Origin of the sequence: Enterococcus sp. AZ079 (assembly GCF_050547255.1) — a bacterium.
In the GTDB taxonomy this organism is placed as follows: domain Bacteria; phylum Bacillota; class Bacilli; order Lactobacillales; family Enterococcaceae; genus Enterococcus_D; species Enterococcus_D casseliflavus.
Map to the genome: position 1 here is coordinate 2,274,964 of NZ_CP172955.1, position 14,836 is coordinate 2,289,799.

10 protein-coding genes are annotated in these 14,836 nt (G+C 47.2%); 5 read left to right on the forward strand and 5 right to left on the reverse strand.

Annotated elements, in window-relative coordinates; genetic code table 11:
* Window positions 1-97: 97 nt before the first annotated feature.
* From IGJ15_RS10865 to IGJ15_RS10880, 4 genes are all read right to left on the reverse strand, one after another.
* A complete protein-coding gene (locus IGJ15_RS10865; protein ID WP_016613579.1) occupies window positions 98-1,489 on the reverse strand; it encodes a glycoside hydrolase family 1 protein in 1,392 nt (463 codons plus the stop codon).
* Window positions 1,482-2,357 carry an ROK family protein gene (locus tag IGJ15_RS10870; protein WP_154694297.1) on the reverse strand — a complete coding sequence of 292 codons (876 nt, stop codon included), beginning with the start codon at window positions 2,355-2,357 and terminating at the stop codon, window positions 1,482-1,484. Before IGJ15_RS10870 ends, IGJ15_RS10865 begins: the two co-directional genes overlap by 8 nt.
* Window positions 2,358-2,360: 3 nt before the next feature.
* Window positions 2,361-5,039: an alpha-mannosidase gene (locus tag IGJ15_RS10875; RefSeq protein WP_231435231.1), complete on the reverse strand. Its 2,679-nt coding sequence runs from the start codon at window positions 5,037-5,039 to the stop codon at window positions 2,361-2,363.
* Between the two features lie 73 nt (window positions 5,040-5,112).
* On the reverse strand, window positions 5,113-6,402 hold the full coding sequence (locus IGJ15_RS10880) for a glycoside hydrolase family 125 protein (protein ID WP_005225511.1): 1,290 nt from the start codon (window positions 6,400-6,402) through the stop codon (window positions 5,113-5,115).
* A gap of 155 nt (window positions 6,403-6,557) precedes the next feature.
* Between IGJ15_RS10880 and IGJ15_RS10885 the strand changes: the two genes are divergently transcribed.
* Window positions 6,558-7,610, forward strand: coding sequence for a GntR family transcriptional regulator (locus IGJ15_RS10885; RefSeq protein WP_005225510.1), 1,053 nt, complete (start codon window positions 6,558-6,560; stop codon window positions 7,608-7,610).
* A 5-nt stretch (window positions 7,611-7,615) separates the two neighbouring features.
* The gene (locus tag IGJ15_RS10890) at window positions 7,616-9,766 is read left to right on the forward strand and encodes a GH92 family glycosyl hydrolase (RefSeq protein ID WP_412045729.1); all 2,151 of its coding nucleotides are present in this window, start codon (window positions 7,616-7,618) and stop codon (window positions 9,764-9,766) included.
* An 85-nt stretch (window positions 9,767-9,851) separates the two neighbouring features.
* On the opposite strand, the gene IGJ15_RS10895 is transcribed toward IGJ15_RS10890, so the two are convergent.
* Complete coding sequence (locus tag IGJ15_RS10895) at window positions 9,852-10,658, reverse strand: HAD-IIB family hydrolase (protein ID WP_430599071.1); 807 nt, start codon at window positions 10,656-10,658, stop codon at window positions 9,852-9,854.
* A 172-nt stretch (window positions 10,659-10,830) separates the two neighbouring features.
* Here IGJ15_RS10895 and IGJ15_RS10900 point away from each other — a divergent pair, with 172 nt between their 5' ends.
* From IGJ15_RS10900 to IGJ15_RS10910, 3 genes are all read left to right on the forward strand, one after another.
* Entirely contained in the window at window positions 10,831-11,826 is a 996-nt protein-coding gene (locus IGJ15_RS10900) for an ROK family protein (RefSeq protein WP_005225505.1), read from the forward strand.
* Window positions 11,827-11,863: 37 nt separating this feature from the next.
* On the forward strand, window positions 11,864-13,705 hold the full coding sequence (locus tag IGJ15_RS10905) for an FAD/NAD(P)-binding protein (RefSeq protein WP_430599072.1): 1,842 nt from the start codon (window positions 11,864-11,866) through the stop codon (window positions 13,703-13,705).
* A 191-nt stretch (window positions 13,706-13,896) separates the two neighbouring features.
* The gene (locus IGJ15_RS10910) at window positions 13,897-14,835 is read left to right on the forward strand and encodes an AAA family ATPase (protein WP_005225502.1); all 939 of its coding nucleotides are present in this window, start codon (window positions 13,897-13,899) and stop codon (window positions 14,833-14,835) included.
* The last annotated feature ends 1 nt before the right edge of the window (window position 14,836 follow it).

The window sequence follows — 14,836 nt, forward strand, 5'->3', positions numbered from 1 at the left end:
GTCTTTGTTTATATTTTGTTTTTATTCTCTAAAAACCAGAAAAACGTCCTACCTTTTGCAAGATAGGACGCTTCATTGAGTTGTTTTTTACAAAGGATCAATCGACAAAGCCGTTTTGCTGAATCACTTCGCGGAACCACTCACCTGACTTTTTGATGGTGCGTTTTTGGGTAGCCAAATCAACGGCAATAAACCCGTAACGATTTTTGAATTCATTCAGCCAAGACCAATTATCCATGCAAGTCCACATGTGATACCCGCGGCACCGGCTGCCTTCTTGGATTGCTTGGTGAACATACCGCAAATGATCTTTGATAAAGGTGATGCGGTACTCGTCTTGGATCTGACCGCTGGCATCGATAAAGCGTGTTTCATCTTCGACTCCCATGCCGTTTTCTGAAATATAACAAGGGATATTGCCGTAGTTGTCTCGTAGGTTGATCAAGGTATCATAAATGCCTCGTTCATAAATTTCCCAGCCTCGATGGGGATTGATTTTCTTTTCTGGCCAATCATACACATCGAAGTAATCTTCTGGCATTGGAGTGTCCGCTGTTTTGGCAGAACGCTTTTGCTGCACCCGCCGCGGCTGATAATAGTTGACCCCCAAGAGATCGACCGTGTTTTCTTTAATGATCTGCAAATCTTCTGCTCTGGTTTCTGGCATGATCGCCAACTCGTTTAAGACAGTGATCAATTCTTCCGGAAAGGTGCCTTTGACCGCTGGATCTAAGAAGGAACGGTTGAAAAAGGCATCTGCCAGTTGCGCCGCTTGGCCATCTTTTTCATCATTCGGATCTTTCGGATAGGTCGGTGTCAAATTCAAGATGATGCCGATTTCGCCTGATTGCTGAGACTGACGGAAGCGTTGGATCGCTAAAGCGCTGGCGAGTGCTTCATGGTAGCCGACTTGCACCGCATGTGCCAAGTTGATTTCTGCTGGGTAATGCTGTTGATACAAATACCCCATCTCCACTGGCACGATCGGTTCATTTTGCGTGAACCAATGACGGACTTGATCACCGAACAACTCAAAACACAAAGCGGCATAATCTGCAAATGCTGTGACAGTCTCGCGATTGAGCCAGCCGCCTTCTTTTTGCAGTGCCATCGGCATATCAAAATGATACAAATTGATGAAAGGCTCGATGCCATTTTCGATCAAAGTGGCGAAGTACTCGCGATAAAACGCCACCGCTTGTTGATTGACCGCTCCTCTTCCTTCTGGCAGCAAGCGACTCCACTGGATCGAGGTTCGAAAAGAATTAAAGCCGATCTCTTTCATCAATGCTACATCTTCTGGGTAACGCTGCAGCAGCTGGACGGTATCTTTGGGTCCCCGTTTTTGATAAAAGCGTTCTGGTTCCGTTGCGTACCAATAGTCCCAAATCGAATCGCCTTTGCCATCATCGGCCGTTCGTCCTTCAGTTTGCGGACCGCTGGCAGCGGCTCCCCACCAAAAATCTTTAGGAAAATGCAGGTTAGTCATGGGCAGTCACCTGCTCTTTGCCTAACAAGAGACAGCCGATAATGCCACTTTTGTTCGGCAAGCCCCAAGTGACGATGTAGTCTTCCACTGGTGGTGTCTCCATATAGCCTGCCATTTGTTTCAGGAAGGCTTGTTGGATTTGAGCGAGTAAATGCGGCTGATTCATGACCCCACCGCCTAAAATGATTATCTCAGGTGCTAAAGTTAACGTGATATTGACCAGCGCTTGCCCTAGATAAAAGGCCTGCAACCCCCAAATCTCGTGCGCTTGCGGCAAGTCTTGTCCTTTGATCCCCGTACGTCCTTCTAAAGAAGGCCCTGCGGCTAATCCTTCCAGACAGTCGCCGTGATATGGGCATGTACCAGCATACGTATCTTCACTGTGACGTTTGACATAGGTATGACCGATTTCTGGATGACCGATCCCCTCGAAAATCTTTCCTTCACGAACGACTCCTGCGCCAATGCCGGTTCCTACTGTCAAATAGACACAGCTGTCTTTGCCTTGCGCCGCTCCTTGGCGTAATTCGCCATAAGCGGCAGCATTGACATCTGTTGTCCAAGCAAATGCTGTCTCTGGGTAGCGCTTCTTCAATGCACCGAGAAAATCGAACTGCTGCCAGCCCTGTTTCGGCGTCGCTAGTATGTGGCCATAGGACGCTTGGGTTGGATCGATCCCGATCGGACCAAAGGAACCGACCCCTAATGACACGAGATCGTAGGGATCGAAAAAGGCAAAGATCGCCGCTAACGTTTCCTCCGGTGTTGTTGTTGGGATCGACTCTTGGGCGATGATCGTCAACTGTTCATCGGCAACGGCACAAATCATTTTTGTGCCGCCGGCTTCAATTCCTCCATAAACCATCATTACTCACTCCTTTACTCCAATGGTACGAATTTCATATGGGTGTAATTGCTCATTGACGGTCGATGCTTGTTCTTCCTCTAAAAGGTTCAACAGACAGAGCGTCGCCTGCTCTTTTTGCACGTGAAAGGCAGTGGCTTGATCCGCCAAATTATAGCCCCGCAAAACGATCTGCTGGTCTTGGCGATTGCGTTTTAAGGCGGTGATAGCTACCGTCGTTCCATGAGCTTCCATATATTGGTTGCTGCTGGCTAGCATACCTTGATGCTTGTCGGTCTGACTTGCCGTCCAAGGAATTTGGGCAGCTTGTGCTTGGCGATACGTTTCATAACGTTCTTCAGGAGCCCCATGACAGGCTACGCCGTATTCAAAGGTGTGGCTGCCTAAGCATTGCGCTTCTGGTGTTGGGAAGTAGCCCCAATCGCCTAGCTCTCCCGTACAGCGCAACAAGGTCAAGCAGATCTGATCCTTCACGATTTCATATTCGTTCAAACCAAAATTAGAAACCGTCATGCCGCTAGTTTCATCATGCAAGTTGACAAAGGCGTGCTGATGCTGCGGATTTGTTGGGTTTTCCCAATGACTAGAAACCTGATTCGGCCGTTTTACGACTTCATAAATGCTGTCAGCTTCATGGAAATCCGTGATGATCCCTGTTGGGAATAACACCCGTAGTCGGTGATCTTTGCTTTGGTTGTTGACGGTGGTTTTAAATGCCAGGCGGTTGCTGGTTCGTTCTAAGCGAATCTCCGTCTCGATCTTGAAGGCAACCAATTCTTGACTCCGCTGTGCCTTACGGAAACGGAAATCGACGACAGCTTTTTGTTCTTCTAACAAACGGTCATCTGCTGAAACGGGAATCTGCAATTCTTGCGTCAGTCGCACGATCCCTACCAGTGGATCGTTTTGTTCAATTGTCACGTGATGCGGAAATTTCGTCGATAAGATTGCTTGATCCCCTTCTGGTTGTTTGAAGATGTACTCATTGGCGATATCCCCCACATCCTCGAAAACCAGTAAATTGCGATACGTTTTTTGGGTTGCTTTGTCTGTAATCGTCAAGCTGCCGTTTTCAGTAATGACGGCTTCCAAATGTGCGTTGGCAAGTTTACGCCCTCCTTCTGAAACGATCGGGGCGCTCTCTACTGGCGTAGCGGCTTTTTCCACTAGAGCAAAGGTCTGCCATGAAAATTCTGGCAACTGGTTTGCTTCAACTTGGACCGTGACAAAGCGTTTCATGAAAGGAATCCGAAAGGCATCTTTAGGCAATTCATAGTCAAAAAGGACCTCTTCTTCACTAATGATCGCAGCAACAGGGTTCCCCTGTTCATCGATCACCGAATAAGAACCTTTTGGCTTCGCCAACAATTCGTGGTAAAGCTTGCTTGGCAATCCTTCACGGAATGTTTTACGCTCAAGTTCGATCACGACTTCCACTAATCCAGAACGGGTGCTGCCAGTGGTGTTGAAGACCACGAAGGGGCGACTCTCCTCAGGAAACTGGCTCGTGTCGATGGCGGCTACTAAATTGCGTAACGCTTCATCTGCCACGAACTTGCCGATTTCATTGGCTTTTTCAAAGCGCGGCATCATTTCTCGGTGTACTTCGTCCACTGAACAGCCGCAGATACTGTCGTGAGGATGATTTTGCATCAGGGTTTTCCACGCATGATCCAACATATCGTGAGGATAGCTGCCGTTTGCTTCATAAGCCATAGTTGCTAATGGCTCCGCAACATTTTCTAATTGGCGGGAAACCTTTGTATTCCATTGTTTTAGATAAACTCGGGAAGAGGCGGTATTGGCTAGAGTATACCAACCATCGGTTTCTTGACTGGTCAATTCACCTGTGACAGTTCCTAGGTCATCTGGCAGATCTGCTTGCACTGCTTCAAGGTATTCGGTAAAGCTGGCGTGTTTGAATTCATACTCTGGGAATAGCTCGTTAGCTGTACGAATCGCTGCCGAAATGTCTTTTTGGACGGGTTGATGATCGACCCCATTCATCATTAAGTAATGATTGGTGGCACCAAATTTTTCTACATCTTGCAGTTTTTGTGTCCAAAAAGCTTTGGCTTCTGCTTTATCCACTGGAATCTCATTGCCATTGGAGTACCAGTTGGCAAAGAGTAGACCAAAGATTTGACTGCCATCTGGACCTTCCCAATGCATTTCAGAATATTGGGAAGTAAATTGATCATCGGGTAAAACTTCGTTGTCAAAGCCGATCGGTTTGACGCCACGCCCAAATGCAGCACTTTCAAGATTGGCTTGCAGCATCATTTGCGGAGTTTGTCCCATATTGCCGAAGGTATCTGGGAAATACCCCAACATAACGGGGGTGCCCCACTTTTTGCTTTCTGCCATTCCAATCAGCATATTACGGGTGTTTGATTCGGCACTGATCAAAAAGTCATCTTGCAAAATATAAAACGGACCGATCTGTAATTTCCCTTGTTGGATGGCCGCTTTGACCGCCTCGCGTTTTTCAGGCCGCACTTCTAAATAGTCATCCAAGATGATCGTCTGTCCATCTAGATGGAAGCTGTGGAACTCAGGGTCATTTTCAATTAATTCTAAAAGATCATCCATCAATTCCACTAGCCGCATGTGATGCTGTTCGTAAGGCATGTACCATTCCCGATCCCAGTGGCTGTGTGAGATGATATAAACTTGTTTCTTCATTGATTTTTACTCCTCGCTGTTTGCGTCGTTGGACTGCTTTTTGTGTCACTCGAATGGTGATGGGTCGTGCTGCTTATTTTTCCACTCGGATATCGAAATAATCCATAACCAATTCACAAAACATCATGTTCGCCCACGAGAACCATTCTCTCGTGTATTGCGAAGGATCATCGACATCGAACCCTTCATGCATCAAATTTGTATCCGCATCTGTCGCCACTAACTGATCCAAAATTCGTTTCTTTTCTTCTTTGTCAGTGGTGGTCATGCCTTCCATTGCCATGGCGATCGGCCACACATAATTTTCTGGCGTATGAGAACTACCAATGCCTTTGGCGTATTTCCCTTCATAGAAATACGGATTTTCACTGCTCAACAACGTTTTACGGGTTTGAAGATAAAGGGGATCTTCCATGCTGCCATACCCCAAGTAAGGGGCGGCGATCAAATTCGGCACATTGCTGTCATCCATCAGGGTGCCATTGCCGAATCCATCCACTTCATAGGCGTAGACTTCTTCGCCAGCTTGGTTCGTGGTCAACCCGTATGCTTTAATCCCTGCTTCAATGTCTGCTTGCAATTTTTTCGCTTGTGCCACGATCGCTGCGTCTTCTAAAACCGTCGTAAAGATTTCTTGGATATAGCCTAAAACCACCACCGCAAACATATTGGAGGGAATCAAATAGCCGTATTTGCAGGCATCATCACTTGGTCGAAAGCCTGACCAAGTCAAGCCGACAGGTTTCACTGGTGCGCCTTTGCCGTCATGAGTCAAGGTATCTTCTTTTCGCCAGGTATCCCGTTCAAAGCGATATGGAGACTCCTCATGGTTTTGTTCTGTCACAAACACCTCCAAGGCTTTTTTGATGCCTGTTACAAAATCATCATTGAACTGATCGGTTCTGCCTGTGTTTTTATATAGCAGATAGGCCAGTTGGATCGGATAACACAAAGAGTCGATCTCATATTTGCGTTCCCAGATCCAATCGTTCATTTCTGTATCGTCTGTTTGGTGGCCAGCGCCATTGGCTGATTCGTTAAAGGCATTTGCGTAAGGATCGATCGTAATATAGTAGAATTGCTTCTTGACTAACCCACTGATCATGCTTGCTAAGTCTTCATCTTCTTTGGCGATCACCAAATACGGACGAACTTGTGCAGTGGAATCTCGCAGCCACATGGCTGGAATATCCCCCGTCAGTAAAAAGGTCGTGCCATCCTCATGACGCTTGACCGTCGTTAATAGTGTATTGGCAAAGGCTGCGTTAAAATTTTTCGCCCAATCGGCATGCGTTTCTCCGCATAAATCCGTAATCGTTTCCATAAATGTTGCTACTGAAGTTGGTATTTCTTTATAAACCATTCCATCACCTTCCCTGATTTGATATATCAATTTACGAACCTAGTATATCATGAATTATCTGAATGTCTAGCGCTTTTCTAAAATAATTAAAGGGTTTTCATTTTTACTGGTTTATGGTATTCTAACAAATATGATATATCAAAAGGGGTTTTCTTATGAAACAACCATTATATAAAAAAATTTACGCGGAGCTTCACGAAGCCATCGTTGAAGGGCGATTAGCGCCTGGCAGTCGTGTCCCTACTGAAAAAGAATTATCTGAACAATACCAAGTCAGTCGGATCACCTCTAAAAGAGCCTTGACGGAACTGGAACAAAATCAGCTGATCTATCGCGTGCAAGGCAGCGGCAGTTTTGTCCGAGAATTGAAGGAAAAAAAAGCGACTGGACGAATTTTGTTTGTCTTGCCCTTTGCCAATGATCTCTCTTTAGGAAACTTTACCGAAGGCATTTACCCCGTGATGCAAGAACACGGCTTTGAACTTTTGATGACACCAGTGGATTATTTGGAAAAAACGACGGCAGCTGAGCTGATGCAAGAATTCGACGGCCTGATCTATTACGCCAGCAATACGTTTTCTTACTATGACTTGCTGTTCGAATGTGCTGAAAAGCACTTTCCTATCGTGACCTTAGATAAAAAGCTGCATGAGTTTGATTTTCCAGCGGTGATGCCAGATAACTTTCAAGGTGGACAGCTAGCCACGGAGCATTTACTTGCGTTGGGGCATCAACGGATCGCTTATATTTTTGGTGATACCCATCATCCGCAATCCGTCCGTCAGCGTTATCTAGGTTACATCGATGCGCTGAAAAAAGCCCAAAGAACCTTTCGCACCAAGCTCGACGACACGGCTGCCAGCATCGCAAATGCGCTTGCCTACTTGGAAGAACATCAGGTCACGGCAGCCGTCTGTGAAAATGACTTGATCGCCATCGAATTGATGCGTGCTTTGCGCCAAGCAGATTTGCACGTCCCTGCCAACATTTCCCTGGTTGGTTTCGATAATATCCAAGCCGCAGCCCTCGTTGATCCAGCACTAACGACTATCGGGCAGAATTTTGCCGAGATGGGGCGCTTGGCAGGAAACCAAGTGATTGAGAAAATCAACGCTACGAAGGCAGCACCCCCAGTACCAACGGAGACGACCACCCATCTAGTGGCGGTTTCTTTGATCAAAAGAGAATCAACCCAATTAAAGGAGTGAACCAAGTGAACGTATCAATGATCGACACACGACACGGAACAGACAACCAATATAGTTTTTCCCACGGAAACTGCCTGCCTTATACAGGGGTTCCTTTTGGCATGAACTACTTTGCCCCGCAAACCAGCGATCAACGCGGCAGTTGGTGGTTTCATCCAGAAGATCGAACCTTTCAGGGCTTTCGCATCACCCATCAGCCTAGCCCATGGATGGGAGATTTCAGCCATCTGACGATGCTGCCGATAAACGGCACGCTTTCTGAAAATACCCTTTTCCATGCGCAAAGCTCGTATCGTCCCGAAGAAAGCACCTTTAATCCAGCCTTTCTTAAAATCAAGACGCAGCGGTATTTAACAACAACGACTTTGATCCCCAGTATGTATGGCGGTGTGCTGACTATTGAAAACTGCGGGGATCAGCCAGGTCTTGGCTTGTCACTGCCGGGTGACTATGTCTTAGAACAGTTGGATGAACAAACCGTGGCTGGTCAATTGATCGTATTTTCAGGGTGCGAAGATGAACGCTTCACCTTCCATTTCGTCTATCGCTTTGAAACACCCATCACGGCGATCGAAGGTGCCTTGACAGGCAAAAAAGCCTTCGTCGTTCTCCGCTTTGGGGCTTGCCAAACACAGACGATCCGTTTTGCGACCTCGTTTCTCAGTCGCGAACAAGCTTGTTTGAACTTGCAACGGGAACAGCAATGGGCTCCTGCCGATTATCTGGCTTCTGTCCAACAGCAATGGAATCATTTTTTGCAAAAAATCGAGATCGAGCATCACGATCAAACACAAGTTTCTACTTTTTATCATAATTTTTATCGCTTATTCTTGTTTCCTCAAACCTTCTTCGAAATCGATCAAGAGGGCCGCAAAATGCATTGGGATACCTTGGCAAAAGCAATCAAACCAGGACCACTGTATACAAACAACGGCTTTTGGGATACGTATAAAACTGTCTACCCGCTCTTTTCACTCTTGGCTGTCGAACAATTGGAAGACATGCTGGAAGGCTTTTTGAACAGTTATCGCGAAAGCGGCTTTTTACCAAAATGGCTATCGCCAGATGAGCGTGGATTGATGCCAGGGACGCTGATCGATGCCGTGATCGCTGATGCCGCAGTAAAAGGCATTCGTCCTGATTTGATGCCCGAATTTTTAGCAGCGATGAAAAAAGGCGCCACCGTCCAAAGTGAAAATCCCAATTATGGTCGGCGCGGCACGACGGACTATTTGACTTACGGGTATGTGCCATTGACGCATCATGAATCGGTCAATCACACCCTTGATTATTGTTACAGTGATTTTTGTATCTCACAAGTCGCACAACAGATGGGTGACGAGCAAGCAGACTATTATCAGCAGCAATCGCAAAACTACCGCAACATTTTCGATCAGGAAACTGGCTTTATGCGGGCAAAAGATCCCGATGGTGCCTTTCGTCCAGAGTTTAGTGACACACGCTGGGGCTTAGATTATGCAGAAGGCAGTGCGTGGCAAAGCAGTTTTGCTGTTTACCATGATTTCGCTGGCTTGATCGCCGAACATGGCGGCAAAGCGGCCTTTGAAGCAAAACTGATCGACTTGTGCAATCAAGAACCTCGCTATACGACAGAAGGCTACGGCTTTGAAATCCATGAAATGAGCGAGATGGCTGCACTCGATTTTGGTCAGCTGGCGATCTCCAATCAGCCAAGCTTCCACTATCCGTATCTATTCAGCTATTTGGGCAAACCAGAAATGGCACAGCCCTTGATCAAGCAGCTATTGACACAATGCTTCAATGACTCGCCCAAAGGCTTTCCTGGCGATGAAGACAACGGTAGCATGGCTGGTTGGTACATTTTCAACTCCTTGGGCTTTTATCCAGTCACACCAGGGACGGGGGAGTATGTCATCGGCATGCCATTATTTGATCAAGCAACACTACATCTTGCTTCAGGCAAAGACTTAGTGATCAAGAGCACGCCCAATGCGCCGCAACAGCTCTTCGTGGATAAAATCACATTGAACGAAGAACCCTTCGAGCGATTGTTTTTCACCCACCAAGAATTGACTGCCGGTGGTACATTGAACTTCCAGCTAGGTATCGTCCCTCGCAGCAAAGAGTGGTCAGCCGATGCCTATCCTTATAGCGTCAGTCAACCACATGCATAACGAAAAAACCGCTCCGTAGCAACAGGCAGCAGTCTACTTTCAGTCAAAAGAAAGTACGCGCTATCCCTGCTAGGGAGCGGTTTTTTTATTGGTTCATTTGTAGCGGTAACAGACGTTCGATGGTTTTCAGCACGCCATTTTCATCGTTTGACTTGGTCACAAACGCTGCGGCTGACTTGACTTCCTCAAAGGCATTGCTCATGGCGAAACTAAACGTGCCAGCTGCCATCAACTCCAAATCGTTCAAGCCATCGCCGAAAACCATTGTCTCTTCTGGTGTGACGTGCAGCAATTCTTGCAAGTGTGCCACAGTCGTTCCTTTGTGAACGCCTTGATTGGTGATATCGATCCAAGCGGCTTCCGAAGCCACGATGTAGGCGTCGTTTGTAAACTCGCCTAACTGTTGGACATGCTCAAAGCAACGTAGTTTGGGATCAAAAATAGTGAGCTTCACAAAGTCTTCGGTGATGGTTTGATAATCCGCCACCGTTTTGACCACCCGATAAGAGCCGCGAACTTTCTGGGCATCTGCTTCATTGGTCGTTTCCGCAATGTACGCCGCAGTCGGTGTACAGGCGATGATCACATGATCTTGCGCAATCACAGCGAGCTTCGCAATGATCCGCCGCCCTAATTCGTTTGGCAGCAGTGATTCAAAGATGTATTCGCCTTGATGTTTGATGCGGGTCGCGCTATCCCCAAGAATCCAAACATCCGCTGCTGCTTCACCAAACAGTTCTTCCACTCGTTCACACTGTTTGCCGGTACACGCAGCAAAAGCAACACCCGCTTCTTTCATTTGGTGGCTGACTTGTTCATAATAAGGCCGATCAAAACTGCCTTGGCTGTTCAAAAATGTACCGTCTGAATCTGTGATGACTAATTTGATCATACGTTTCTCTTCCCCTCTACCTCGTGTCCTCTTTATGGCGAATCACTTAATTAACATTGTTAATTAAGTATACTTATTTTCAAGTTTTCCGTCAAGTCAGTCTTTTAAAAACTTTACATCGTTTCATCCCGTCGGTATACTTAATTAAATCACTTCATTAAGGAGAACACCTATGGCTTCTACCACCCATTCCATTCGCCAGCAAAACAAACAGCTGGTTTTAAAAACCTTATTTCAAAACGGGGCATTATTCGCCTCCGATTTAGTAAAGAAAACCGGCATCAGCATGGTCACCACTAACTCATTATTAAAAGAATTGTTGGCAGAGGAAGAAATCACTAAAGGTCCGCTGGAGCAAAAAGAGCTAGGGCGGCCTGCCGTGACCTATCAGCTCAACCAAGACCGAGGCCATTCTCTTTTGCTTAGTTTTATCGATCACGATGGTTCCTTGGCTCTTTGGTCCATGCTGATCGACCGCAAGGGAAAGGTTTTGGCAAAACACGACCAGCCCTTTCCTGATGTTGCCCCTCATCGCTTTCAAGAATGTGTAACGAACGAGCTAGCATTATTTCCCTCTGTGGAACAGATCGCCCTCTTTTTACCAGGAAAAATCAGTGGAGGAACCGTGACTTCCAGCTGGTATGAAAAATTTAATGGCTGGCAGCTGGCAGCCCTCGTGGCAGAGGTCACTGCACTGCCCTTCTACTGTCAAAACGATGCCCATATTTTAACGATCGGCTATTGCATCGCCCAACAGATCTCCTTGCAGCAAACCATCGTCGGCATGTACAATCCCGAAAAAAGCATGCCTGGTATCACGCTCCTGGTCAATGGTGCACTTTTAGAAGGAAAAGATGCCCTAGCAGGAGAAGCAAAATTTTTGCCCGGCTACTTGGATCAAGGGGCACCGCAAGACCGCACGGCTTTGGTTCAGCGTCTGACAAGCTTACTGCCATTTTATAATGCAGCTTTTGCCCCCCACTGTATTATTTTAGCCAGCAGTGATGCAGTAAAAACCGATCTCTTAGACGCGATCCAAAAAAATCCATTGCTGCAGCAACAACCCAATCAGCCTGCTTTTCATTATATCGATGCCATCGAGGAAGCCATGGTGCTAGGCATGCACTGGCTGATTTTCCGCAAGACACCTTTTGACTTAGCCCGTTGATGACACAATGACCATAGAATAATAGAGGCGGTGTGATATGAAAATAGCTATCATTGGTGCTGGTCCTCGTGGACTTTCACTTTCAGAACGACTGATCGCTCATAGCAAACAAAACAAACAAGCCATCAACTTGCTGCTGTTTGATCCCTTTCTTCCTGGGGCAGTTTGGCGCACGGACCAATCGGCGGATCTGCTATTGAATTCTGTAACCAGTCAAGTCACCCTTTTCACGGATGACACATTAAGCACCGGCGGTCCCGTGGTCAAAGGACCTACCTTATACGAATGGGCAGTGACAGAAGGGAAACATTTCGCAGCCACGCATGCCCCTGAGCTCGTTACGGAATGCACAGCACTTGATTCACTTGATCCTAACGGGCATTGCTCGCGGGCGTTATATAGCCTCTATCAGCAGTGGTTTTATCAGCAGCTATTAAAAGAGCTGCCTGAATCCATTACCGTCAACCATCTGTCAGACAGTGTCAGCTCCTTGACCCCTCTTTCCAAAAATCGCTACCAGTTGACGACGGCTCACCAAACATTTCTTGTTGATGCCGTCGTCTTAGCTACAGGCCATTCACAAGCCCAACTGTCAGCAGCAGAACAACGATTGGCGGCGGCCGCAGAAAATAATGGCTGGTTTTATGCACCGCCAGCCAATGCGGCAGATACGGATCTAACGGCGGTGAAAGCTGGCGAACCTGTGATTTTACGGGGACTAGGACTTGCCTTTTACGATTACGTCACCCGCTTGACCAGCGGTCGGGGCGGCACCTTCGTCAAAGTCAATGGATCCCTCGTCTATCAACCTTCTGGTGAAGAACCACAAATCATCGCAGGTTCTCGTCGGGGTGTCCCGTATCATCCTCGTGGCCGCAATCAAAAAACACCGACGCAGCAGCGAAAGCCCGTTTTTTTGACCCCTGAACGCCTCGCTGCTTGGCAAGCAGCCAAAACGGTTGCTGGCAAGACCCTGCTCTTCTATTTAAAAAAAGAGGCAGAACTCGTCTATTATCAGACGCTGCTTTTAGAAAAACAGCTGCTGGACAAAGATCAGCTTGCCGCTTTTACCGCCGCCTTTGTTGCCTCTGAAGGATCTGAAGACTTGCTGAAAAAATGGCAGCTTCCTACGACGGAGTGGTGGTCATGGCAACAACTAGCCGACCCCTTTGCTCAGAAAAAGCAACAGTCGTTGCAAGACTTTTTCATTGCACTATTACGTACCCAAATCCAAGATGCCGAAAAAGGCAATCTAACAGGACCTATCAGCAGTGCCTTGGAAGTCTTCAAAGACCTGCGGGACCCGATTCGGTTTGTTCTCGATCATCAGCTAATGCCAGTACAAGACTTGAAAACACTCTTTTGGCAGTCTTTCGTTCCCTTGAACAGCTTTTTATCGATCGGTCCGCCAGTTAGGCGCCTTCAGGAACTGGTGGCATTGATGGAAGCGGGAGTGGTGACCTTACTAGGTCCTGACATGACTTTTGAGATCGAGGAGGCTTACTGTACGTATTCAAAGCGATTTGACGACACACGCTATCACGCGACGCAACTAATTGAGGCTCGCATTCCATCGACAGCGATTCGTCGAACCAACAATTCCTTGTTGCGGCAACTGCTAAACGATCGGATTATTCACCCGCACCAGTTGGCGATCCCCAATGAGGTGCCTTTTGAGACGGGTGCGATCGCCATCGATCCTGAGACCAATCAGATCCTTGGACCAGATGACCGCCCTTACCCTACCCTCTATTGTTTTGGGATTCCCACAGAAGGCATCCACTGGATGACGGCTGCCACTGCTCAGCCAGGAACCGATGCTTGGAATTTACGGCAGGCGGACCAGATCGCCGCTGACCTCTTGCACCACACCTTCTAGTCGCTTCTGTTCTATCAAACGCAAACTTCCGAGGAAACGCTTCGGAAGTTTTTTGTTTTTCTTTCGCAAATCCGCAGAAAGGATTTCTCTTTTTTGAATATTCTTGAAATTTTCTTTAATTGTTACACGAAAATTGCGACAGTCCTAGAAAACCGTTACAATGGAAGAAACGAACGTAGGGAGGTTATCAGATGACCGCTGAATTACAAAAAATAGATGCCTTGATCGCAGAAGTGGAAAAAGTGATTTTAGGCAAACGAGATGTGATCCAATTTACCGTGGCTGCGCTGCTTGCTGGCGGACACGTTTTATTCGAAGATATCCCCGGTGTCGGGAAAACGATGTTGGTCAAATCGTTAGCCAAAGCCATTCAAAGTGACTACAAACGGGTACAGTTTACCCCAGACCTTTTACCTAACGATGTGTTAGGTGTGTCGATTTTTAATTCCCAAAGCCACCAGTTCGAGTTTCGTCCTGGCCCGATCTTCACCTCCGTCCTCTTGGCAGATGAGATCAACCGAACCACACCAAGGACGCAAGCCTCACTCTTAGAAGCTATGTCAGAAAATCATGTCACCATCGACAATCAAACGTACCCATTGAGTCCCCACTTTTTTGTTTTAGCCACGCAAAATCCAATCGAGTATGAAGGAACGTATCCTTTGCCTGAAGCCCAATTGGATCGTTTTTTGTTCCGCCTGCATATCGGTTACCCAGATTTTCAAGATGAGCTCGCCCTCTTGACTGGAAAACGACAGCAAAGCTTGGATCAGATCCAAACCATTTTACATGCTGATGAAGTGACCGCTTTAAAAGCGATGGTCGATGACGTGTATGTCGATGAGCGGGTCGCCCGTTACGCATTGCAGCTGGTTCAAGCGAGCCGTCAGCATAATGCCATTGACCTTGGTATCAGCCCTCGTGGTGGGATCGCCTTCTTAAAAGGGGCCAAAGCGTTAGCATTGACGGAAGGTCGGACCTTTGTCACGCCGCAAGACTTGCAGCGAATTTTACCAGCAGTCTTCGGTCATCGTTTATTACTGAAAGGTGGCGTTCATGCCAGCACGGAGACCCTTTCAGACTTGATGAAACAGATGATCCAACGAGTGCCTGTCCCAACGAGGAGATAGC

What these genes read in the sequence shown, in the direction of transcription:
- IGJ15_RS10885 (WP_005225510.1), top strand. Translation starts at nt 6,558, where the DNA reads ATGAAACAACCATTATATAAAAAAATTTACGCGGAGCTTCACGAAGCC.
- IGJ15_RS10865 (WP_016613579.1), bottom strand. Translation starts at nt 1,489, where the DNA reads ATGACTAACCTGCATTTTCCTAAAGATTTTTGGTGGGGAGCCGCTGCC.
- IGJ15_RS10895 (WP_430599071.1), bottom strand. Translation starts at nt 10,658, where the DNA reads ATGATCAAATTAGTCATCACAGATTCAGACGGTACATTTTTGAACAGC.
- IGJ15_RS10910 (WP_005225502.1), top strand. Translation starts at nt 13,897, where the DNA reads ATGACCGCTGAATTACAAAAAATAGATGCCTTGATCGCAGAAGTGGAA.
- IGJ15_RS10905 (WP_430599072.1), top strand. Translation starts at nt 11,864, where the DNA reads ATGAAAATAGCTATCATTGGTGCTGGTCCTCGTGGACTTTCACTTTCA.
- IGJ15_RS10900 (WP_005225505.1), top strand. Translation starts at nt 10,831, where the DNA reads ATGGCTTCTACCACCCATTCCATTCGCCAGCAAAACAAACAGCTGGTT.
- IGJ15_RS10875 (WP_231435231.1), bottom strand. Translation starts at nt 5,039, where the DNA reads ATGAAGAAACAAGTTTATATCATCTCACACAGCCACTGGGATCGGGAA.
- IGJ15_RS10870 (WP_154694297.1), bottom strand. Translation starts at nt 2,357, where the DNA reads ATGATGGTTTATGGAGGAATTGAAGCCGGCGGCACAAAAATGATTTGT.
- IGJ15_RS10880 (WP_005225511.1), bottom strand. Translation starts at nt 6,402, where the DNA reads ATGGTTTATAAAGAAATACCAACTTCAGTAGCAACATTTATGGAAACG.